The 20990-nt window shown below is 68.6% G+C and carries 21 protein-coding genes; 15 read left to right on the top strand and 6 right to left on the bottom strand.

Annotation, left to right across the window (positions count from 1 at the left end; translation table 11 throughout):
* The first annotated feature begins 49 nt into the window (after positions 1-49).
* The 5 genes from IFR11_RS02115 to IFR11_RS02095 all read left to right on the top strand — a co-directional run bounded on the left by IFR11_RS02115 (position 50) and on the right by IFR11_RS02095 (position 4846).
* The gene (locus tag IFR11_RS02115) at positions 50-1219 is read left to right on the top strand and encodes a PucR family transcriptional regulator (RefSeq protein ID WP_055837903.1); all 1170 of its coding nucleotides are present in this window, start codon (positions 50-52) and stop codon (positions 1217-1219) included.
* Between the two features lie 82 nt (positions 1220-1301).
* Positions 1302-2222 carry an acyltransferase domain-containing protein gene (locus IFR11_RS02110; RefSeq protein ID WP_191915063.1) on the top strand — a complete coding sequence of 307 codons (921 nt, stop codon included), beginning with the start codon at positions 1302-1304 and terminating at the stop codon, positions 2220-2222.
* A complete protein-coding gene (locus IFR11_RS02105) occupies positions 2219-3223 on the top strand; it encodes a beta-ketoacyl-ACP synthase III (protein WP_191915062.1) in 1005 nt (334 codons plus the stop codon). The genes IFR11_RS02110 and IFR11_RS02105 overlap by 4 nt, the downstream gene beginning before the upstream one ends.
* Before the next feature lie 68 nt (positions 3224-3291).
* Complete coding sequence (locus IFR11_RS02100; RefSeq protein WP_022880558.1) at positions 3292-3540, top strand: acyl carrier protein; 249 nt, start codon at positions 3292-3294, stop codon at positions 3538-3540.
* Between the two features lie 67 nt (positions 3541-3607).
* Entirely contained in the window at positions 3608-4846 is a 1239-nt protein-coding gene (locus tag IFR11_RS02095; RefSeq protein ID WP_191915061.1) for a beta-ketoacyl-[acyl-carrier-protein] synthase family protein, read from the top strand.
* A 140-nt stretch (positions 4847-4986) separates the two neighbouring features.
* On the opposite strand, the gene IFR11_RS02090 is transcribed toward IFR11_RS02095, so the two are convergent.
* The 3 genes from IFR11_RS02090 to IFR11_RS02080 form a co-directional block, all read right to left on the bottom strand.
* Positions 4987-5490: a DUF3145 domain-containing protein gene (locus IFR11_RS02090; RefSeq protein ID WP_191915060.1), complete on the bottom strand. Its 504-nt coding sequence runs from the start codon at positions 5488-5490 to the stop codon at positions 4987-4989.
* A 171-nt stretch (positions 5491-5661) separates the two neighbouring features.
* Entirely contained in the window at positions 5662-6456 is a 795-nt protein-coding gene (locus tag IFR11_RS02085) for a hypothetical protein (protein ID WP_197978817.1), read from the bottom strand.
* 192 nt (positions 6457-6648) lie between these two features.
* The gene (locus tag IFR11_RS02080) at positions 6649-7182 is read right to left on the bottom strand and encodes a hypothetical protein (RefSeq protein ID WP_191915059.1); all 534 of its coding nucleotides are present in this window, start codon (positions 7180-7182) and stop codon (positions 6649-6651) included.
* Positions 7183-7327: 145 nt separating this feature from the next.
* Here IFR11_RS02080 and IFR11_RS02075 point away from each other — a divergent pair, with 145 nt between their 5' ends.
* On the top strand, positions 7328-8002 hold the full coding sequence (locus IFR11_RS02075; protein WP_070407951.1) for a response regulator transcription factor: 675 nt from the start codon (positions 7328-7330) through the stop codon (positions 8000-8002).
* Positions 7999-9417, top strand: coding sequence for an ATP-binding protein (locus tag IFR11_RS02070; protein ID WP_191915058.1), 1419 nt, complete (start codon positions 7999-8001; stop codon positions 9415-9417). Before IFR11_RS02075 ends, IFR11_RS02070 begins: the two co-directional genes overlap by 4 nt.
* Before the next feature lie 59 nt (positions 9418-9476).
* Here IFR11_RS02070 and IFR11_RS02065 read toward each other — a convergent pair whose 3' ends face one another.
* Positions 9477-9818, bottom strand: coding sequence for a DUF7882 family protein (locus IFR11_RS02065; RefSeq protein WP_070407949.1), 342 nt, complete (start codon positions 9816-9818; stop codon positions 9477-9479).
* 231 nt (positions 9819-10049) lie between these two features.
* On the opposite strand from IFR11_RS02065, the gene IFR11_RS02060 reads away from it, so the two are divergent.
* From IFR11_RS02060 to IFR11_RS02035, 6 genes are all read left to right on the top strand, one after another.
* Positions 10050-10448: a GntR family transcriptional regulator gene (locus IFR11_RS02060; protein WP_055837101.1), complete on the top strand. Its 399-nt coding sequence runs from the start codon at positions 10050-10052 to the stop codon at positions 10446-10448.
* Positions 10445-11356, top strand: a complete 912-nt coding sequence (locus IFR11_RS02055) for an ATP-binding cassette domain-containing protein (protein ID WP_055837098.1) — start codon at positions 10445-10447, stop codon at positions 11354-11356. The genes IFR11_RS02060 and IFR11_RS02055 overlap by 4 nt, the downstream gene beginning before the upstream one ends.
* Positions 11353-12048, top strand: a complete 696-nt coding sequence (locus IFR11_RS02050) for a hypothetical protein (protein ID WP_191915057.1) — start codon at positions 11353-11355, stop codon at positions 12046-12048. The genes IFR11_RS02055 and IFR11_RS02050 overlap by 4 nt, the downstream gene beginning before the upstream one ends.
* A gap of 238 nt (positions 12049-12286) precedes the next feature.
* Positions 12287-13690 carry a hemolysin family protein gene (locus tag IFR11_RS02045; RefSeq protein ID WP_191915056.1) on the top strand — a complete coding sequence of 468 codons (1404 nt, stop codon included), beginning with the start codon at positions 12287-12289 and terminating at the stop codon, positions 13688-13690.
* Complete coding sequence (locus IFR11_RS02040; RefSeq protein ID WP_191915055.1) at positions 13687-14709, top strand: CNNM domain-containing protein; 1023 nt, start codon at positions 13687-13689, stop codon at positions 14707-14709. Before IFR11_RS02045 ends, IFR11_RS02040 begins: the two co-directional genes overlap by 4 nt.
* An 88-nt stretch (positions 14710-14797) precedes the next feature.
* The gene (locus IFR11_RS02035) at positions 14798-15631 is read left to right on the top strand and encodes a hypothetical protein (RefSeq protein ID WP_191915054.1); all 834 of its coding nucleotides are present in this window, start codon (positions 14798-14800) and stop codon (positions 15629-15631) included.
* A 442-nt stretch (positions 15632-16073) separates the two neighbouring features.
* Here IFR11_RS02035 and IFR11_RS02030 read toward each other — a convergent pair whose 3' ends face one another.
* Positions 16074-17186, bottom strand: a complete 1113-nt coding sequence (locus IFR11_RS02030; protein ID WP_191915053.1) for a tyrosine-type recombinase/integrase — start codon at positions 17184-17186, stop codon at positions 16074-16076.
* Positions 17187-17567: 381 nt separating this feature from the next.
* Entirely contained in the window at positions 17568-17951 is a 384-nt protein-coding gene (locus IFR11_RS16860) for a helicase associated domain-containing protein (RefSeq protein ID WP_446724810.1), read from the bottom strand.
* Positions 17952-18568: 617 nt separating this feature from the next.
* Between IFR11_RS16860 and IFR11_RS02020 the strand changes: the two genes are divergently transcribed.
* Both IFR11_RS02020 and IFR11_RS02015 read left to right on the top strand, forming a co-directional pair.
* Positions 18569-19231 carry a hypothetical protein gene (locus IFR11_RS02020; RefSeq protein ID WP_191915051.1) on the top strand — a complete coding sequence of 221 codons (663 nt, stop codon included), beginning with the start codon at positions 18569-18571 and terminating at the stop codon, positions 19229-19231.
* On the top strand, positions 19200-20726 hold the full coding sequence (locus tag IFR11_RS02015) for a restriction endonuclease (protein ID WP_191915050.1): 1527 nt from the start codon (positions 19200-19202) through the stop codon (positions 20724-20726). Before IFR11_RS02020 ends, IFR11_RS02015 begins: the two co-directional genes overlap by 32 nt.
* Positions 20727-20990 lie beyond the last annotated feature (264 nt).

The raw sequence follows: 20990 nt of genomic DNA, 5'->3' as shown, positions 1-20990 counted from the left end.
CGACCGCGTCGCGCGCGACAAGGCCGAGACTCTCGCGTGGCTCCGCCGCATCTCGGGCGACCTCGCCACGGCGACCATCCAACGTCTCGAAGACACGCTCCCCTGGTACGCCGGCATGCCCCCGGCGCGCCGCTCGGCCGTCGGACTCGTCGCCCAGGCCGGCATCACCTCGTTCACCCAGTGGGTCGAGGACCCGGCGCAGACCCCCGCGATCGCCTCCGACATCTTCGCCGCCGCGCCCCGCGAGCTGTTGCGCAGCGTCAGCCTCACCCAGACGCTGCAGCTGGTACGCGTGACCGTCGAGGTCATGGAGGAACGCGTCGCCGGGCGCAGCAAGACCGTGCGCGAGGCCATGCTGCTCTACTCGCGCGAGGTGGCGTTCGCCGCGGCCGACGTGTACGCCCGCGCAGCCGAAGCCCGAGGCCTCTGGGACGCCCGGCTGGAAGCCCTCGTCGTCGACTCGATCCTCACCGGCGAAGCCGATGACGAACTCCCCAGCCGCATCGCGGCCCTCGGCTGGCACGGCCACGGCGAGGTCGCCGTGCTGGTGGGCACGACTCCCCCGCAGTTCGACGTCGACCAGGTGCGCCGCACCGCGCGCAAGCTCGGCGTCGACGTGCTCATCGGTGTGCAGGGGTCGCGGCTCGTGCTGGTGCTCGGACGCGCCGACCTCCCCGCTCGCGGGGGTGACGAGGTCACCGAGCTCGCCTTCACCGAGATCGCCAAGCGCCTCGAGCCCGGCTTCGGCACGGGGCACCTCGTGCTCGGGCCCCCTGTCGCCGCTCTCGTCGATGCGGGACAGAGTGCCCGCGCCGCGCTGGCGGGCTTCGCCGTCGCGCGCGCGTGGCGGAACGCCCCCCGCCCGGTCGAGGCCGACGACCTTCTGCCCGAGCGGGCCCTCGCCGGAGACGCCGTGGCGAAGCAGACGCTGGTGGAGCGCGTCTACCGACCCCTGCAGGCGCACAGCGCCGACCTGGTCGCCACGCTCTGGAGCTACCTCGACAACGGTCGGTCTCTCGAGGCCACCGCCCGCGAGCTCTACGTGCACCCCAACACCGTGCGGTACCGCCTCAAGAGGGTGTCGGAGGTCATCGGATGGGATGCCACGGGGCCTCGCGAGGCGCTCATCCTGCAGACCGCGTTGATCCTCGGATCGATCGGAACCGACGCCACGCGTCGCCGTGGACCCGCCGGTCGGCGCTCCTCTCTGCCGCGCTGATGCACGGCGCGCACAAAGACACGCCGCATTTCTGTGTCGATATCTCCAGAACGCGGCGCCTGATCCTTGGCAGGATGGAACGGTGATCATCGCCGTCTTCCCCGGGCAGGGCTCGCAGACTCCTGGGTTCCTGTCTCCCTGGCTCGAACTCGACGGAGCGCGGGAGCGCCTCGAGGCCTACTCCGAGCAGGCCGGCGTCGATCTCGTCGCCGCCGGAACCGAGTGGGACGCCGACCGTATCCGCGACACCAGCGTCGCGCAGCCGCTCATCGTCGCGGCGAGCCTGCTGTCGTGGTCGGCCCTGACGGCATCCGACGCCCCTCGACCCGCCGGTGTCGCGGGGCACTCCGTCGGAGAGATCGCCGCCCTCGCGGCATCCGGCGTCCTCGACGAGGCCGACGCCCTGCGCCTGGTCGGACTGCGCGGGCGCGCCATGGCCGAGGCGGCCTCGGCCGTCGAGACGGGCATGAGCGCCGTGGTCGGAGGAGACGAGGCGGCCGTGCTCGAGCGTCTCGAAGCGCTCGGGCTCACCCCGGCCAACTACAACGGCGGCGGTCAGATCGTCGCCGCCGGCGAACTGCCCGCTCTGGCGGAGCTCGCCGCCGACGCCCCGCGCGGCACCCGGGTGATCGCCCTGCAGGTCGCCGGCGCGTTCCACACGCGCTTCATGGAACCCGCCGTCGAGACGCTGCGCTCCGCCGCCGCCGACGTGTCGGTGTCGGACCCCTCGACGACGCTCTGGACCAACTCCGACGGCACGACCGTCGGCGAGGGGCGCCGCGCGCTCGACCTCGTCGTCGCCCAGGTGGCTTCGCCCGTGCGCTGGGACCGCTGCATGGCGTCGTTCACCGAGCAGGGTGTGACCGGCATCATCGAACTCTCGCCCGCGGGCGCCCTGACCGGGCTCGCCAAGCGCGCCCTGCGTGGAACGCCGACCGTGGCGGTCAAGACCCCCGACGACCTCGACGCGGCCGTCTCACTCCTGAAAGAAGACCAGGCATGAGCACCCCCACCCTCCGTCAGCTGCAGGGCCCCGCCCACACGCGCATCTACGCGTACGGCGCCGCTCGCGGCGAGAACTTCGTGCCGAACGACGACCTCGTCGGCCCCATCGACTCGAGCGACGAGTGGATCCGCCAGCGCACCGGCATCGTCACGCGCGTTCGTGCGAACGCCGAGACCGACGTCATCGACCTCGCCACCGATGCCGCCCGTGAGGCCGTCGAGAAGTCTGGCGTCGCGCCGGCCGACATCGACGCCGTGATCGTGGCGACCATCAGCAACCCCAAGCAGACGCCCTCGGCCTCGGCGATCGTCGCCGACCGGATCGGCGCCAACCCCGCGGCGGCGTACGACCTCAACGCGGCCTGCGCCGGCTTCGCCTACGGCGTCGCCCAGGCCGACGCCCTCGTGCGCGGCGGTCTCGCGAAGCACGTGGTCGTGGTGGGCGCCGAGAAGCTCAGCGACATCGTCGACCCCACCGATCGAAGCATCTCGTTCCTCCTCGGCGATGGTGCCGGCGCGGTCGTCATCGGCCCGAGCGACACCCCCGGCATCGGCCCCACCGTGTGGGGATCCGACGGATCGAAAGCGGATGCCGTGGGCATGAACGCCACGCTGACGCAGTTCCGCGACGGAGCCGCGCCGTGGCCGACGCTGCGCCAGGAGGGTCCCACCGTGTTCCGCTGGGCCGTCTGGGAGATGGTCAAGGTCGCGCGTCAGGCGATCGAGGCGGCCGGCATCGAGCCGTCGGACCTCGCCGCCTTCGTGCCGCACCAGGCGAACATGCGCATCATCGACGAGTTCGCCAAGCAGTTGGGTCTGCCCGAGACGGTGGTCATCGGCCGCGACATCGAGACCACGGGCAACACCTCCGCGGCATCCATCCCGCTCGCCACCCACCGCCTGCTCGAGGAGCACCCCGAGCTCAGCGGCGGGCTCGCCCTGCAGATCGGCTTCGGAGCCGGTCTCGTGTTCGGCGCGCAGGTCGTCGTCCTTCCCTGACGCAGCGTCGCCGAACTCTAGACTGATCGGGGCCCGTCAGGGTCCACCCCTAACAAACAGGAGACATCATGGCATTCACCAACGACGAGGTTCTCGCCGGCCTTGCCGAGCTCATCACCGACGAGACCGGTATCTCGGCCGACGAGGTCGCCCTCGAGAAGTCGTTCACCGATGACCTCGACATCGACTCCATCTCGATGATGACGATCGTCGTCAACGCCGAGGAGAAGTTCGGCGTCACCATCCCCGACGACGAGGTCAAGAACCTCAAGACCGTCGGCGACGCTGTCACGTTCATCACGTCGAACCAGTCCTGACTCTCCCGGTGGGGGCTTCGGCCCCCACCGGTCATGTCTTTCCGGTCGGACCAAGGATCCTTCACCCATGAGCACATCCCGCATCGTCGTCACCGGCATCGGTGCCACCTCGCCCATCGGCGGTACCGCCCCCGAGAGCTGGTCGGCGCTGCTCGCCGGCACCTCCGGCGCGCGCACCCTCGAGCACGAATGGGTCGAGAAGTACAACCTGCCCGTCACCTTCGCCGCCGAGGCGCTCGTGCGACCCGAGACGGTTCTGGATCGTCCCGTCGCCAAGCGTCTCGACCCCTCGGCGCAGCTGGCCATGGTCGCCGCCAAAGAGGCCTGGGAAGACGCGGGCTCGCCCGACGTCGACCCCGATCGCCTCGGCGTCGACTTCGCCACCGGCATCGGCGGCGTGTGGACGCTGCTGGACGCCTGGGACGTGCTGCGTGAGAAGGGCCCGCGTCGCGTCATGCCGATGACGGTGCCGATGCTCATGCCGAACGCGGCCGCCGGCAACCTCTCGCTGCACTTCAACGCCCGGGCGTTCGCGCGCACCGTGGCCTCGGCCTGCGCCTCGAGCACCGAATCGATCGTGAACGCCGTGCAGCACATCCGCGACGGTCTGGCCGACGTCGTGATCGCGGGCGGAAGCGAGTCGGCGATCCACCCGATCACCATCGCGTCGTTCGCGTCGATGCAGGCGCTGTCGAAGCGCAACGACTCCCCCGAGACGGCCTCGCGTCCGGCGAGCATCGACCGTGACGGTTTCGTCATGGGCGAGGGCGCGGGCGTGCTGATCCTCGAGACCGAGGAGCACGCCCTGGCCCGCGGCGCCAAGATCTACGCCTCGATCGTGGGAGGCGGCGTCACCGCCGACTCGTACCACATCACCGCCAACGACCCCGAGGGCACGGGAGCCGCCCGCGCGGTGCGCCTGGCGCTCGAGATGGCGGGAGCGTCGGCCGACGACGTCACCCACATCAACGCCCACGCCACCTCGACCCCCGTGGGCGACCCGAACGAATACAAGGCCCTCCACACGGTGTTCGGCGACCGGATCGACGAGATCCCCGTGTCGGCGACGAAGGCCTCGACGGGTCACCTGCTGGGTGGCACGGGAGCGCTCGAGTCCATCTTCACGGTGCTGGCGCTGAAGAACCGCGTCGCGCCTCCGACCATCAACCTCACCGAGCAGGACCCCGACGTGCCCTTCGCGCTCTCGGGTGCGCCGGTCGAGCTGGGCTCCGGCGACCAGCTCGCGATCAGCAACTCGTTCGGCTTCGGCGGTCACAACGCCGTCGTCGCGATCGCCTCGGTCTGACGCACGAAGAACGCCCCCGGCATCCCGAATCGAATCGGGACGCCGGGGGCGTTCTGCCTTTGTCGGGCGAGGGATACGCGGTCTCGATGCCGGGTGCGATCACCGGCCTCCGGTAGTGGCGCCTCCCCCGCCCGACGTCTTCACCCCACCTTGTGCAGCCAGACGATCTGCTGGTCGTCGCTGGCGTGGCGGAAAGGTTCGAGCTCTTCGTCCCAGGCGGAGCCGAGCGCGATGTCGAGTTCGCGCTGCAGCTCAAAGGCGTCGCCGCCGGCGACGTCCATCGCGTAGCGCACGCGGTCCTCGCCGATGACAACGTTGCCCGCCGCGTCCGTCTGCGCGTAGTGGATGCCGAGACCCGGCGTGTGCATCCAGCGGCCGCCGTCGCTGCGGGGCGTGGGATCTTCGCTCACCTCGAAGCGCAGGTGCTCCCACCCGCGGATGGCACTGGCGAGGGCGGCGCCGGATCCGACCGGGCCCTCCCAATAGAACTCCGCGCGACGGCTGCCCGTCAGCACGGGCTGTTCGGCCCAGTCGAAGTTGACGGCGCGGCCGAGAGCGCGTCCGACCGCCCACTCGAGGTGGGGGCACAACGCGCGGGGCGCGGAGTGGATCAGAATCACTCCGCGCGAAGACGTGATCGCCATGGTCTCTCCTTCGTCAGGTACGTCTTCCCCTACGACCTGTGATGGAGTGCCGGCGATTGTTCGGTTGTCCGGCAATTATCGCCCGTTCATAACGAAATCACAACACTGTGATTTCGCTGCACATGGTGAGGTCGTACGGCCTGCTCCGCGCGGCGTCGGGGTCGCCGCAGATCAGCCGAACCAGAGGGCCCAGTACAGGGCGAAGTTGCGGTTGCCGTAGGCCGAGCACGCGTCGCCCGTCCCCCAGCGTGCCGCGAGAGCCGCGGCGTTGGGTTGGTAGGGCGTGTAGTTGTACAACGCCGCGGTGGCCTCGTTGGTGATCGTCACGTCGGAGCCGCCGCACGCGGCATCGGGCGAGTAGGCGATGTAGTGCGTGCCGGGTTGCCGCATGAAGTCGGAGGCGCTGTACGACTTCAGGTCGGTCGCGCCCTGGGCCACCTGGGCGGCGAAACCCTCGGCGCCCGTGTCGCACGCGGCGTCGTCGGGGCAGCGAGCCCCCATCGCCGCTCCGAGCTCGCGCGGTTCGGGTGCTCGGGCGGTGCGACCGGCGACGAGACTCTGTTCTTTCTGCAGCGTGACCAACAGCACCTTCGCCGAGATGCCGCACGCGCGCTGGACGCGGTCGATGATCTCGGCCGCCGTCAGCTCCCCGCCGTCGTAGCCCTCGCAGACCGTCTCTCCCGTGGCATCCGAGACGATCGGCCCCCGAGCGGGAAGGGTGGTCCGCAGGACTGCGAGGCAGGAGTCGTTGCGACATTCACCCACCTGTGCGTCGAGGAAATCCTGGATCTCGCCAGCTGACAGGGCGTTCGCGTCGTAGAAGTCGGCGTCGCTGATGAGGGTGCCGGGATCGAACGTCGTCAGATCGATGGCCTGGCGGCGCGTCTCGGCGTTCCAGGCCGAGACGAGGCCGGCCAGCGGCACGATCGCCAGCACGACGAGGCCCGCGAGCAGGATGCCGACCACACCGACGATGATGCGCCGGCGACGCAGAACACGTGATGCGGGCCGACGCCGACGAGAAGGGCGAGCGCGGGGGCGTCCGGGGGTCGGGCGGCGGGACCGCGTGCTGTTCGCCACCCCTCGATCGTGCCCCACCGCGCTGACCGCGCGCTGCACGCCGGTGGGCGTGGCGCGGCGATCAGCGCGGGTGAGGTGTCACGAACCGGGCTGGGCCGGAGGTGTGGCGCCGGTGCCGGGCTCGGTGCCCGGGGCCGGAGGGGTGGGAGCGGCGCCGTCGGTCGGGGGCGTGGGACGCTCCCCGGCGCCCGGCCCGGAGCCCGGGGTCGGCGGGGTGGGGGCGGTGCCGTCGGTGGGCGGGGTCGGCGCGCCGGGACCACCGGGTCCGCACTCGCCCGGCTTGGCTCCGGGACCCGGGGCCGCGGGGGCCGTGCCGTCGGCGGGAGGCGTGGGGGCCGTACCGTCGGCCGGCGCGGTCGGGGCACCGCTCGGGGTCGTGCCCGGGGTGGGCGTGGTCGTGCTCGGCGAGACGCCGTCGGCGCTCGGCGCCGACGTGACCGACGCGACGGGCGTCATGCCGCCCGACGACGCCAGAGCGGCGGTGCCGCCGGTGAGGCCGGCGGCCACGATGACCGCGCCGGCGATGAGGGCGGGACGCTTCCATGACCGACGACGCGGCTCGTGCGCGTCGTCCATGCGGGGCAGCGGGAGGGTGGGGTTGTCGTCGTTCATGATCTCTTTCTGCGGCGGTGTCGGTCACCGTCTCGAGTACCAGCCTTCGAGCGGGGACTGAAGCGAACCTGAAGCCGCCGACCGTGCGGTCAACCCAGGCCGTTCGCATAACGGGCATGCAGCGATGGGCCCTAGCGTGGGCCGGATGTCCTCTGCTGCCCGCGTGCTCGTGCTCGACGACGACGAGACCATCCGCGTCGCCGTCGCGACCGCCCTGCGCGCCGACGGATTCGTCGCCGAGGCCGCGCCCGACGGCACCGACCTCGCCGAGCGCCTCGAGATGTTCCGCCCCGACCTGGTGGTGCTCGACTGGATGATGCCCGGGCCCTCCGGCATCCGGTTGCTTCCGCTCGTGCGCTCCCGCAGCGACGCGGCGGTCATCATGCTCACCGCCCGCGACGAGGTCGACGATCGTCTGCGCGGCTTCGCCGAGGGCGCCGACGACTACGTCGTGAAACCGTTCACCATGGCCGAGCTCATCGCGCGTACGAGCGCCGTGCTCCGTCGCCGCGGTCGTCTGCCGCAGACCATCGAGGTGGCCGACCTCGTGGTGGATCCGGATGCCACGACCGCGCGCCGCGCCGGATCGTCGCTCGATCTGACCGCGACGGAGTTCCGCCTGCTGCGGCTGTTCGCCGAGAGTCGTGGTCGCACGCTGTCGAAGGCGCAGATCCTGACGCAGGTGTGGGGGTACGACGACTACGACCCCAACCTGGTCGAGGTGCACCTGAGCGCGCTGCGCCGCAAGATGGAGGCGCACGGTCCCCGGCTCATCCACACCGTGCGCGGGCTCGGCTACCGCCTGAGCGTAACGCCGTGAGCGACACCCGGCCGCTGCGCGCGGGGTCGCTGCGGCGGCGCACCATCGTCGCGGTCGTCGCCCTCGTGGCGCTGCTGCTCATCGTGCTCGCGGTCGTCGTCGACGTCGCCCTCGGCGCCCGCCTGCGCGGCCAGATCGAGGAGCGCCTGCGTGACCGCGCCGCCGCGGCCGCCTCGCTCGTCGGCACGGTCGACGACGAGGACCTGGCCGAGCGACTGTCGGATCAGGGCCTGTCGGTGCGCATCGACAGCGCGGGCGGCGACTCGGTCGTCGCGGGGCCGAGCCCCGAGCAGCTGCGCGACGGGCCGCCCGGTCCCGGCGGCCCCGGTCCCGCCGAGCGGTCGGTGCCCCTCCCCTCGGCGTCGACCGACGTGAGCGTCGTCGCCTCGGCCGTGACGGGCGACGCCGACCTCGTGACGCTGACTTCCACGCTGAGCGACGGTTCGACACTGAGCCTGACCGCATCCGCCGCCGGGATCGGCGAGACGCTCGGCCAGGTGCGGTGGATCATGGCGATCGCCTCGGTCGGCGTGCTCGTGGTGGCCGCCGGAGCGGTGACCCTCGTCGTGCGTCGCACGCTGCAGCCCCTGGACCGGGTCTCGGAGGTGGCCCGCTCGATCGGGGCCGGTGAACGCGGGCGACGCCTGCACCCCACGCGATCCGACACCGAGATCGGTCGGGTCGCGACGGCACTCGACGACATGCTCGACGACGTCACGGGAGCCGAGCAATCCGCGCGCGAGGCCGAGGCCCGCCTGCGCGTGTTCCTCTCGGATGCCGCACACGAGCTGCGGACGCCGGTCGCCGGCATCCGCGCCGCCGCCGACACGCTGGTGCGGGCCGATCTCGACGGACCCGAGCGCGAGATGCTCGCCGCGCACGTCGCCCGCGAGGCCCAGCGCGCCTCCCGTCTGGTCGACGACCTGCTCACGATGGCCCGGGTGGATCAGGGGCTCGAGCTGACGCGGAGCTCTGTCGATCTGCGGACGATCGTGGCGGCCGAGATCGAACGCGCCCAGCTCGTGCACCCGTCGCTGCAGGTGTCGTCGGTGGTTCCGGATGCCGCCGTGCCGGTGCGCATCGACTCGGGGCGCATCGCGCAGGTGCTGTCGAACCTGGTCGAGAACGCCGCGCGCGCGACGAACGGGCGCGGCACGGTCGTCGTCGAGGCCGCGGTGACGGGCGGCGCCGCCACCGTCGCGGTCATCGACGACGGTCCGGGCGTGCCGGTGGCGGAGCGGGAACGCATCTTCGACCGTCTCGTGCGCCTGGACGCCGCGCGCTCGCCCTCGGGCGGCGTGGGCCTCGGCCTGCCCATCGCGCGCGGGATCGCCCGAGCGCACAGCGGTGAGGTACGAAACGTTCCCCGTGATGCCGGGGCGCGTTTCGAGCTGACGCTGCCGGTCTCGGACTGACCGGGCGCCGTCGCGACCGGCCGCACCGGCGGACGCGACGACCACCGGTGCGAACCGGGTCAGCGTCCGGCGCGCACCCCCGCGGGTTGACGGGTCGCGATCGGCAGCGGGGCGATGCCCGCCGCGGTGAGCGTGAGCCCATCGGCGCCGCTCGCGTCGTGCATCATCTGGTCGACGAGTTCGCGGTCGATGGCGGGTTCGCGTCCCCCGTAGAACTGCATGACGAGCGCGTTGGAGGCGTGGATCCAGAGGCTGGCCTGCCGAACGCCCTCATTCACCGGCAGCTGGAGCATGAAGCCTTCGTTGCGGCGGAGCTTGTTCATCACGACGATGCGGAGATGGGCGAGGATGCGGTCGTCGATATCGAACGACGCGCGGTCACGGTAGATGAGGCGTCCCACGGCGGGTCCATTTCTGGCGCGACGAAGCGCACCTGTTGAGCAAGGGCGGGACCACGCCGGGAAGCGAGGCAATGCGGGACCTCTATTCTGCCACCCGGATCGGGGGTGGGGCGCGTTCGGGCGAGGCCGTCTTCGGGCCGGGCGTGTCGTTTCGGGGCCGGCGCTTGACACGTGCGCGACCTTCGTTGCATGGTTACTTAGTCAAGTAATTAACCAACAGACGGAGGTCGCATGATCGACGACGGCCGAGCGCTGTTCCTCCAGATCGCCGAGAGCGTCGAGGACGCGATCGTCGACGGTTCGCTGGCCGAGGAGAGCCGTGCGCCCTCCACCAACGAACTGGCGGCATTCCACCGCATCAACCCCGCCACCGCAGCGAAAGGAATCACCATGCTCGTCGACAAAGGCGTGCTGCAGAAGCGACGCGGCATCGGCATGTTCGTCGCGGTCGGAGCACGGGAACAGCTCCTGGGCGAGCGTCGCTCGGCATTCGCCGACCGCTTCGTCGAGCCCCTCCTCACCGAGGCCCGCACGCTGGGCCTCGGCCCCGACGATCTCGCCGACCTCATCCGCGAGCGCGCGGCGCTCGGCTCCTCCCCCGCCCACACCAACGAAGGGATCGCCCGATGACCGCTGTGATCGAGGTCGCCGGCCTCCACAAGCGCTACCGTGACGCCGCCGCCCTGAACGACGTGTCGTTCCGCATCGAGAAAGACGCCATCTACGGCTTGCTGGGGCGTAACGGCGCCGGCAAGACCACCCTGATGTCGATCCTGACCGCGCAGAACTTCGCCACCGAGGGGCGCGTGCGCGTGTTCGGCGAGGACCCGTACGAGAACCCGCGGGTGCTGTCGCGGATGTGCTTCGTGCGCGAGAGCCAGAAGTATCCCGATGACGCCAAGCCCGCCCACGCTTTTGCGGCCGCGAAGATCTTCTTCCCGAACTGGGACGACGAACTCGCCGCCGATCTCATCCGGCAGCTCCAGATCCCCGTGACTCGAACCATCAAGAAGCTGTCGCGCGGTCAGCTCTCGGCCGTGGGAGTGGTCATCGGGTTGGCATCGCGCGCCGAGATCACCTTCTTCGACGAGCCGTACCTCGGACTCGACGCGGTGGCCCGTCAGATCTTCTACGACCGTCTGCTCGAGGACTACTCCTCCCATCCGCGCACGATCATCCTCTCGAGCCACCTCATCGACGAGGTCGCCAACCTGCTCGAACGCGTCATCGTGCTCGACGGCGGCCGCGTGGTGATGGACGAAGACACCGACGCCGTGCGGGAGCGGGCAGCGACCGTCGTCGGAGACGCCGCCGCCGTCGACGCCTTCTGCGCGGGCCGTGAGGTGCTGCACCGGGAAACGCTCGGAGGCGTCGCCTCGGTCACGATCCTGGGCGCCCTGACCCCGGTCGATCGGCGCGCCCTCGCCGAGGCGCGGCTCGAGGTCTCGCCCGTCTCGCTGCAGGAGTTCATCGTCCGAGCCACCCCGCACGCGGCGAGCGCGTCGGCCGCCACTCTTCCGGAAGGAGCGCTGCGATGAACCGCGCGCTGAACGTCGTCCGTCTGCAGCTCATCAACCGCCAGACCTTCGTCTGGATCCCCCTGATCATCCTGTTCGGCTCTCTCGCCATCAGCCTGCTGCTCTACGGCATCATCCAGTCGGCGGGGGCGCGCGGCGTGATGATCAGCGGCGGGGTGCAGGCGCCCCTGTGGTACTTCGGCGTCATCGGGGCCCAGTCGCTGACGCGGACGTTCCCGTTCTCGCAGGCGATGAGCGTCACCCGTCGCGACTTCTTCGCCGGCACCCTCCTGACCGCTGCGCTGACGGCGGCGCTGCTGTCGGTGGTCTTCGTCCTCGGCGGCATGATCGAGCGGGCGACCAACGGCTACGGGATGAACGGGTGGTTCTTCTACATCCCGTGGGTGTGGGAGGCCGGTCCGCTCGCCGCGGGGGTCGCCTACTTCGCCCTGGCGATGTTCTTCTTCGTCATCGGTTTCTGGGCCGCCACCGTGTTCAAGCGCTTCGGCGGCCTGGTCACCACGGTCACCCTGGTCGGCGTCGGCCTGCTCCTCGTGCTCGTGGTGTGGCTGATCACGGTGACACGGTCGTGGCAGGGGGTGGCCGACATCGTTCTCGCGCTCGGCGCCCTCGGCATCGCGGTCTGCGGGATCGTGCTCACCGCGGTGCTCGCGACGTCGTCGTTCGCGACGTTGCGACGCGCCGTCCCCTGACCCGGATGCGATCGGGCCGGACCGTCTCGGCGGCCCGGCCCTTTCGCGTTCCCGCGCGGGCGGCGAGCCCCGGCGGCGAGGCGAATCCCCAGCTACGCGGGAGCGGCCTCGGTAGCATCGAAGGGATCTGCGATCACCCGACCCACGAGAGAGACAACCCCGTGAGCCCTCACCGCACCTCCACCGACCAGGAGGGCCGATCTTCGAGCCCCCTCTTTCCGAGAGGGGGTGAGATCTGATGCTGGCTGCGGCCCTGACGCTCCTGGTGGGCGTCATCGTGACTCTGGCGATCATCGTGGCGTGCGGCTTCTTCGTCGCGCAGGAGTTCGCGTACATGTCGGTCGACCGCTCGCGCATGGCGGCGTTGGCCGAGAAGGGTGACGCCCAGGCGAAGCGCGTCCTCGCCATCACCAAGCGCACGTCGTTCATGTTGTCGGGCGCGCAGCTCGGCATCACCGTCACCGGTCTGCTGATCGGCTACGTCGCCGAACCGCTCATCGGTGAATCTCTCGGGACGCTGCTCGGCGGGATCGGGATCGATCCGGCCGTCTCGGTGCTGATCGGCACCGTCGGTGCCCTGCTGCTCGCCACGATCGTGACCATGATCTTCGGTGAGCTGTACCCGAAGAACCTCGCCATCGCCGACCCCGAGCCGCTGGCGCGCGCCCTCGCCGTGCCGACGCGCATCTACCTCCTGCTGTTCGGCTGGTTGATCTCGGTCTTCGACCTCGCCGCCAACGCCCTGTTGCGGGTGCTGCGGATCGAGCCGCTCGAAGACGTCGACGAGAGCGCGACCGCGCGCGACCTCGAGGCCATCATCGAGGAGTCCCGCGCGAGCGGTGACCTGCCCGACGATCTGTCGATGATCATCGACCGCATCCTCGACTTTCCGCACCGCGACGTCGAGCACGCGATGATCCCGCGTTCCCAGATCGATTCGGTCACCCCCGAGACCACCGTGGGCGAGGTGCGCGCCCTGATGGCCACCGGGCACACCCGCTACCCCGTCATCGGTGACGAGGACTCCCCCGTCGGCGTCGTCGAACTCATCGACGTGCTGCGCGAGAACCCGTCGGACGAGACCCCTGTGGCCGCCGTCATGCGCGCCGCGGTCGTGCTGCCCACCTCGATGCTGCTCCCCGTCGCGTTGGATCGCATGCGCCAGACGCGCAATGAACTGGCGTGCGTCGTCGACGAGTACGGCAACTTCGACGGCATCCTGACCATCGAGGACCTGACCGAAGAGGTCATCGGCGAACTCTCCGACGAACACGACGTCGAGGTCGCCGAGGCCGCCTCGGTCGGCGACGACGCGTGGAGCGTTCCCGGCGATCTGCATCTCGACGAGCTCGAGCGACTCATCGGCCACGACCTCACCCAGGGCGACGTCGAGACGGTCGCCGGTCTCGTCATCGAGACGCACGGCGATCTTCCGACCGTCGGCGTCATTGTGCGCGTGGATCTGCCCGAGCGTGCGTCCGAGACGGTGCAGGGTCTCGACATCGAGCGCTGGCTCGCGATCGAGGTCGTGGAGGTCGACCGGCACGTGCCCTCGCAGCTGAAGGTCGACCTGCACGAGGTGGACCGGGATGCCGAGCCTGCCGACGACGTCGTCGCGATCGACCGGGAGGTGGCCCGATGAACGGCTGGACCATCGCTCTCATCACCACCGCGCTCATCGTCGCGAGTGCGTTCTTCGTGATCGTCGAGTTCGCGCTGCTCGCCGCCCGGCGTCACCGGCTCGAAGAAGAGGCAGCGACAAGCGCCTCAGCGCGTGCTGCCCTGCGCGGCGTCAACGAGCTGACCGTCATGCTCGCCTTCGCGCAGTTGGGCATCACCGCCTGCACGTTCCTGCTCGGCGCGATCACCAAGCCGGCCATCGATTACGCCCTGGCACCCGTGCTCGAGCAGTGGGGACTTCCTCCCGTCCTGTCCGGGGTCATCGCGTTCATGCTGGCGCTCATCGTGGTGACGTTCCTGCACCTGGTGATCGGCGAGATGGCGCCGAAGTCGTGGGCGATCGCCCACCCGGAGACGGCGGCGAAGGCCACCGGCATCCTGGCCCGCGCCCTCACCTGGCCGCTGCGCCCGTTCCTGCTGTGGATCAACCACATCGCCAACCGCCTGGTGAAGGCCTCGGGCGTGGAGCCCGTCGACAAGGCCGCCGCCGGTGGGCAGGATGCCGACACGATCCGCGAACTCGTGGCGCACTCGCGTCGGGCGGGCACGCTCGAGAAGCAGTACTCCGAGCCGATCGCGCAGGCGATCGCGCTGGGGACGCTGACGGTCGGCGACATCGTGCGCACCGATCGCACGCCGACGTCGGTCGCCGCGGATGCGACGGTCGCCGACATCCAGGCGGTCGCCGCCTCGTCGACGCACCTGCGCATCCTCGTCGGGGCGGGTGCGACCTCGCGCGTCGCCCACGTGCGCGACACGCTCACCGTCGACCCGACGACCCCGGCGCTCGAGATCGCGCGCGAGCCCCTGGTGCTGGAGCCGTCGGCGTCGGCGTACGACGCTCTGGCGCGCATGCGGCGCGGTCGCGTGCAGTTGGCGACGGTCGTCGACGGCGAGCGGTTGATCGGGGTGGTCACCCTCGACGACCTTTTGCGCGAGATCCTGCCCGGCGCGGGGGAACTCGTTCCGCTCGCACGGTAGGTGGTGCGGGTCCCGCTTCGCGTTGGGGCGGAGCGGGGCCCGCGGCGGCACTCGTGGTCAGGGGCTGGCTCGCGTGCGATCATTTCTCATGTCGAACCCGCCCGAGCGCCTTCCTGCCGCGCCGACCCGTCAGCCCGACCTCGACGACGACTTTCGCGCCGGGCTGAGCGCGGAACGATGGATCGCGAGCTATCTGCCGCAGTGGACGACCGCCGAGAGGGCGCGAGCTCACTACGAGGTCGTTGCCGACGGAGTCGCGTTGCGGATCGACGCCGACCAGCCCGACTGGCGCGTCGAGGATGCACCTCTGCGCGTCTCGAACCTGCAGACCGGTGTCTATGCCGGGCCGCTCGGTTCCGCACTCGGGACGCATCGCCACCGGCCCGACCTGCGTGTCCGCACCGAGACACCGCCACGGCTGCTGTTCGCACCCTCTCGCGGGCGAGTCGAGATCACCGTCTCGGCGACCCGAGACGCCGATTGCATGGTCGCGGCGTGGCTCGTCGGAACCGAGCACAGATCCCCGACGGAGTCCGGCGAGATCTGCATCTTCGAGATCGACTCCGACGCCATCGGAGAAACCACCGTGGCGCGCACCGGCGTCAAGGCGCACCACGACCCTCACCTCACGACCGACGTCGCCGAGGTCGCGATCCCCGTGAACGCATCGACACCTCACACGTGGACGGTGATCTGGGGCGAGGGCGAAACCGTGATCGGGTGTGAGGGACTCGTCCTGCGGAGGATCGCACAGGCCCCCGACTACCCGTTGTTCCTCATGATCGACCTCTTCGAGATCGGACCCCGCGGCGGCAGCTATCCCAAGTCAGCGACGATCCACCGGGTTCGCGCCTGGGACGGCGACGATCGAGGACGACCGTCCTCTCCTGGAGGTCGTTCGGCAGCTCACGTGACGGTGTGAGGGCAGAGGAAACGCCCTCCGATCATGCGCGGCCTGACGGAGGGCGAACGTAGGGCGGGTGGGACTTGAACCCACGATCGTCGGTATTAGTCACGTGACCGTCTCTAGCCCGTTCAGACCCGAGATTACGCTGTTCTTAGCGGAGATGCACGGACTGGCCCTGGACGGGAACAGGACCACTGCAAAGTCCTCGGGCCCATTGTTTGACCATTTTCAGACCACTGATTGTGTTGTTGTCGGAGCGAAACGGTGTGTGCTAGCGAAGGTTTCTTAGTGGGCCTCGCTACCCGCGGCGGAGGCTCTGGTGACCTGCCGCATCCCCGACTAGATGATGGACGTGCCGTTCAAAGATTGAGCGTTGGAGTTTTTGCAGACATCTTCTCGCGGGGTTGTCCAACCGGTGGAGGACGGGAAGATGTTGTTCGGATGGGTGGGGATTGGTCTATGGCTCCCGGCGCCGCGGAGACCCCAACAGATCCTCGAGGATCGATGCTGAGCCGACAGTTGCATACGCGGCTCCCGCGTAGTGCTTGAGGGTGATGCGCATGTCGCTGTGGCCTAGAAGTTTCTGAGCTGCCCTCAGATCGCCTTTGCCGGCCGCGGCGACGAGGGTGGCCGCGGTTCGGCGAAATGTTCTCGGTGTCAGATCTTCCGCTGTGAGCCCGGTTGCAGCAAGCGACATGACCACCGCCGGAGCGCGGCGCACTTCCCGGAGTGAACGACGAAGGTTTCGTGGCGCAATCCAGCTCGGTCCCCAGCCTTGAATCAGCGGGGCCATCAAGGACCGTGTGCCCCCTCTGCCAGTCCAGAGGAGAGCGTCTTCGATTGCGTCAATCGCGAATTGAGGTAACTCGATTCGACGTGCCTGAGCGCGCGACTTCAGGTGGTCCTGCCGAACGACCGCCCAGCGCTCGTCGTCGACCAGCGTGCCGGAGACGGAAATTGTTCCTCCTTGGCGATCAAAGTCCATCATTCGCAGCGCAAGGACCTCCGCGGTACGCAAGCCCGAACCCAAAATGACTTCCGTGGTCCATCTGAGCGCGCCGGCCGATCCGCCAATGCGAGGACGAAGTGATCCCTCTCGCAACAGAATCTCCGCTCGGACAGTTGGGACTTGCGAGACAGTGAGGGTCACCGGCATCGCACCAGCAAGGTCCCGCCGCCGTACGCTGCGTACCGGATTGTGCTGAAGTACATCCGACTCGACCGCGAGACTGAGCGCACCGCTGAGGGCGACCCGCGCATGGTGGTAGGCAGACGCGGATCGGCTTCGTTCGATCTCTGAGAGCAGGCGCTTGATTCGCGCTGGACGGAGCTCATCAACCGTGAGCGTGCCCGCCAGCTCGGATAACCAACGCGCCGTATCGGTGTAGATCCGCAAGGTTTGGAGTTCCACTTGCCCGCGGCGGTCCTCAACCCAGTGCTCTAGGAGCTCCTTCAGAGCCGTCTCCGGACCCACTTCCCCGTCGTCCAGACCCCACTGCGCTGCTTTTCGTTTGAGCATGACGATCACCTCGGCCTCGGACGAAGCATGCGCACGAAGACGGTGCGGCATTCCAGCCACGTCTCGCGTGCGCGCGCGGCCGCTGAAAGCATCGCCGACTCGGATGACCGAGATCTTCCCCAGCTCACCGGGCCGGAGGCGGGGCCGACCCGCTTTCAACCTGAACGTGAGCGGTGGATGCTCAACCACGCGTCTTGCGTCCGAGGACTCACCCGCGGGCAATGCACCGGGATCGCAGCTGTCTTTGGCCACGTTCTCGGTCTTGCGCTGTTACCCATGCCCCATGCCCGCTGCCTTCCCTGTGGCCACGACTTCGCAAAATGACCATGCTGACAAACACCGCGTCACGTCCGTGCGCAGGTGAGCTGAACGTGCTCAGGCGTCGACTTTAGGGGGCTCAGACGTTGCATGCCCGCACCAACTGCGAACGGTTCAACCCCCTGCTGATGCGCCGCCGATCTGGCGGAGAGTGACTTCGCGCTCGGTGGACAGCTCGCCCTTCTGGGAGGCTCGAAGCTGACGCGAGTACCAGTGGGCAAGTGAACGTTCGCGTACATGCGTCGCACGCGCACGCGGCAGCCGACCGTGCTGTTGGAGAAACGTGCGTACTTCCTCAGCCCGACGCAACCAGGCGTCCTCCCGTGGGTCCCAACTCCACCCAGGCAATTGCTCGAGGAGACGCACCTGTTCTCGTGTCAGAGTCCATGACCGCCTCTGATTCTTCACCCACGAGACGAGCGAACCGCTCGATTGAGATCGTGTCGGCAGCTGGCCGTGCTCCCGTGTGAACTTCTTCAGCTGCGTGTATCGCAGCATCCACTGGCGGGGAGGCCGCGCCCGGTCAAATACCTGGTTGATTGCGTTCATGCACAAGACATGCGCGGTGGTGAGACCGAACTGGACCACCACGCTCGCGCCCCTCAGCGAGGGCGTTGCCGATCTACCCGGTTAGGCCGGCGAGCGGGCGAGTGCGCTTAGCCGCAGAGCTGGCGCATGATTCTGTTGGTCGACCGTTGCGGCTTGCGCCCGGGTGACGTGGACATGTACCTAAACGGCACGTCTTCGAGAACGCCCTCAATGGGTTTCGAGGAGTTCGAGCCGGCGGTGAGCTGACACGACCCGGTTCGACGCCTGGGGCGAGTGGCCCCCATTTCGCCTACGACGGGGGATTTCCCCTTTTCCTGTCGTCCTCATACTGTTTCCTGTGCAGAGCCCCACGCCGTCTGACGAAACCCCTGGGCGACAACCCCATTCGTTGTCGGATGGGATGCAGAGCGGCGATTAGAGCTACTCAGTTACGCAGCCCGCTTGAACCCTCTCGCTCCCGCCCAGAGCGCACGCTACGGCCCGAACAGCGAGGGATCCGCTCGCGACCGCGGGTGGCACCCCAATCCTTCTTTGCCGGTGTCTGGCACCCGCGCTACCGTCGTGCTGTGGGCACTAGAGCACCCGATGAACCGAGCGACGCGCAGCGGCGTGCGGCCATTCTCGGATTCCCGGCAATTCCCGAGGAGTATGTCCGCGCTGGCGACGCTTGGGTGAGTGCAACCACTCGCGTGCTCGTGGGTGAGCTGCATCCGTTCCTAAAGGCGATCCCACACGAGACGGTCAATGAACTGCCGGATCTCACGGAGGAAGACAACCTAGACGACGCGGCTGAGGGCAAAGCTGCCCCGATTTCGACGGACTACCGCCAGTTCGCTCATGGGCATGAGACCGTCATCTCGTTGGATACAGCGCTGGAGTTCGATGTCGACGCTGTCCTCGTTCTCGTCTACGAGCTCGCCGACAGCCTAGGCAGACAGCAGGAAGCCGCGATAATCCGTCTTATGAGCGATGCGGCCGACGCCAGCGGCAACGTCATCCGTTTGGGTAACGCAGACTTCTGGGATCAGTTCATCTCGTCGCTCGAAGGAATGAAGGTGGACTTCGACGACCAGGGGGAACACAACCTGTCGTTCGTTGTCTCACCGGAGTTCAACGCCCAACTACAAGCAACCCCTCCCACCGCCAAGCAGACGGCGAAGATGGACGCGTTGATGCAGGCCAAGCGAGAGGAGAGCCGTGCTTCACGGGGTCGTCGGCGTCTTTCTTGATTCCGTCTCGGAGCGTGAGTTCGATCCAGTCGTGCTCGCGATGCTTGCAACGCGAGGATTCGTCGATGTGCACTTCATCCACGGTTCGTACGAGTTCGGGAAGGACGTCATCGCGAAGCGGCCTGATCCCAATGGCGTATTGCAGCAGTACGCGATCCAGGCGAAGGCCGGCGACATCGGACAGCCAGAATGGCGCGCCGTTCGCCCACAGCTGGACGAGGCTGGCTACAACACCCGCTCCCATCCCAACTTCGATAAGACGCTTCCTCGCGTTGCTGTCCTCCTCACGACGGGACGGCTGAAGGGCGCCGCGGCCGTGGACGCGCAGGAGTACGCAGAGAGCGCCGTTGCCCGAGGGCTTACGCGGGTGGAGGTATGGGACAAGGAGATGTTGACGGGGTGGCTCGTTTCAGACCCGGCGGCAGCAATGCTCACCCTCAGCGACCAGGTGGAGTTGCAGCGCATCCTGGCAGACGCACGGTCCGGAAGCCTTGATGAGCCGCAGCTGGAACAATACTCACGGCGCTGGGGCTCGCCGGGGCTCGCCGGGGCGGCAGCCGTAGAATGCGCTGTCATCGTGCATGTACTTCGCGAGGGCGCCCGCCTCGATCTTGCGGCGGCGGTCGCACTCCACTTCTTTCGCGGTCTGCGTACCAGCACTGATGGGCAGGCGTTTGAGCGCCAGAAGGAGGCCGCGCGGGCGCTTTTCCTGTCTCTCTGCTCGTTACTGCGAGACGCAATCCGCCCGCTGTTGAACGACCCTGCGGATCTCGTCCGCATAGTGGCCGGGCCGACCGCGCCGGTGTCGTACGCCGTGATAGCAGTGCGCGCGACAGAGCTCCTGGCGTTGGGTGCCCTCGTAACGCCGGACGCTGCGGAACAAGCGGGGTTCGAGGACATCGTCTTCGACCTTGCAACGCGTCACCCTGGAGCCTCTCGCCCCGTATCGGACCAGTTCGCTGTTTCGCCGATTCCCATCACCTGCGTCCTTCACCGCCGAGATCCGCAGGCCGCGGCGGCCTACCTCCGCTCTATCGGGCGTTGGCTGCTGGATCGGAGCGACCCAGCTCTGAACGGCCTGGGGCTAGGCACGATGGATGAAGCTCCCCTCAGCGTGACGAGCCGGCTGCTCGCCGGCGCCCTCGAGGCAACCACGTTGGAACCGTCTCGTATGAGCTACGTGCTCACAGTCCTCCTCGACCTCTGTCTGGCGGTGGGACGTAGAGATCTGTTCGCAGCACTTTACGAGGACAGCAGGACGCTGCACCTAGTGCCGTCCACGACTACGGTGCCTGCCGATGCGGAGTCGTTCCGGCGGGCTGGTGGTCCCGTCCGCCCAGTCCCCCGCCTCGAGTACGCGCCTGACGGATCTACGACACCAACGCGCCGCAAGTCCTCCGGGTGCTCATCGAGGGACACATTGCTACTCGTTGCTGCCTGCCGCAGTCGTCACTACACAGACGACATCATTGAGTCCCTACGCCATCCTGTCTAAGCGAGAGCGCAGCGAACCGTGACACTCGAGGGCGCTCAACCAGGTCAAAACGTTCACCATTGCGGAGGTCGGCTTGGCCGACGGATCGAACTGTACCGCGACGGTCTACACGGAGCGGATCGCAGAGCTCGGCACCGTTCCCGTACTAGAACCGTCGGCGACAGCTTCGGTGGTGCGCTGGCGGGGGCGGTCAATAATTTCTAGGAGACCGAACTTATTCCCCAATAAGGCCCGTGGCGGAGCGTTCAGCACAATGAACTTGGA

The organism is Microbacterium sp. CFBP 8801 (assembly GCF_014839455.1).
Classification (GTDB): Bacteria; Actinomycetota; Actinomycetes; order Actinomycetales; family Microbacteriaceae; genus Microbacterium.
Note: the sequence above shows the minus strand (reverse complement) of the source record. Positions and strands in the feature narration are given on the sequence as shown.

Excerpts from the sequence above, each read along its gene's own strand:
- IFR11_RS02105 (WP_191915062.1), top strand. The coding sequence starts at position 2,219 with ATGAGCACCCCCACCCTCCGTCAGCTGCAGGGCCCCGCCCACACGCGC.
- IFR11_RS02100 (WP_022880558.1), top strand. The coding sequence starts at position 3,292 with ATGGCATTCACCAACGACGAGGTTCTCGCCGGCCTTGCCGAGCTCATC.
- IFR11_RS02095 (WP_191915061.1), top strand. The coding sequence starts at position 3,608 with ATGAGCACATCCCGCATCGTCGTCACCGGCATCGGTGCCACCTCGCCC.
- IFR11_RS02090 (WP_191915060.1), bottom strand. The coding sequence starts at position 5,490 with ATGGCGATCACGTCTTCGCGCGGAGTGATTCTGATCCACTCCGCGCCC.
- IFR11_RS02080 (WP_191915059.1), bottom strand. The coding sequence starts at position 7,182 with ATGAACGACGACAACCCCACCCTCCCGCTGCCCCGCATGGACGACGCG.
- IFR11_RS02075 (WP_070407951.1), top strand. The coding sequence starts at position 7,328 with ATGTCCTCTGCTGCCCGCGTGCTCGTGCTCGACGACGACGAGACCATC.
- IFR11_RS02060 (WP_055837101.1), top strand. The coding sequence starts at position 10,050 with ATGATCGACGACGGCCGAGCGCTGTTCCTCCAGATCGCCGAGAGCGTC.
- IFR11_RS02055 (WP_055837098.1), top strand. The coding sequence starts at position 10,445 with ATGACCGCTGTGATCGAGGTCGCCGGCCTCCACAAGCGCTACCGTGAC.
- IFR11_RS02050 (WP_191915057.1), top strand. The coding sequence starts at position 11,353 with ATGAACCGCGCGCTGAACGTCGTCCGTCTGCAGCTCATCAACCGCCAG.
- IFR11_RS02045 (WP_191915056.1), top strand. The coding sequence starts at position 12,287 with ATGCTGGCTGCGGCCCTGACGCTCCTGGTGGGCGTCATCGTGACTCTG.
- IFR11_RS02040 (WP_191915055.1), top strand. The coding sequence starts at position 13,687 with ATGAACGGCTGGACCATCGCTCTCATCACCACCGCGCTCATCGTCGCG.
- IFR11_RS02035 (WP_191915054.1), top strand. The coding sequence starts at position 14,798 with ATGTCGAACCCGCCCGAGCGCCTTCCTGCCGCGCCGACCCGTCAGCCC.
- IFR11_RS02030 (WP_191915053.1), bottom strand. The coding sequence starts at position 17,186 with ATGCCGCACCGTCTTCGTGCGCATGCTTCGTCCGAGGCCGAGGTGATC.
- IFR11_RS16860 (WP_446724810.1), bottom strand. The coding sequence starts at position 17,951 with ATGCTGCGATACACGCAGCTGAAGAAGTTCACACGGGAGCACGGCCAG.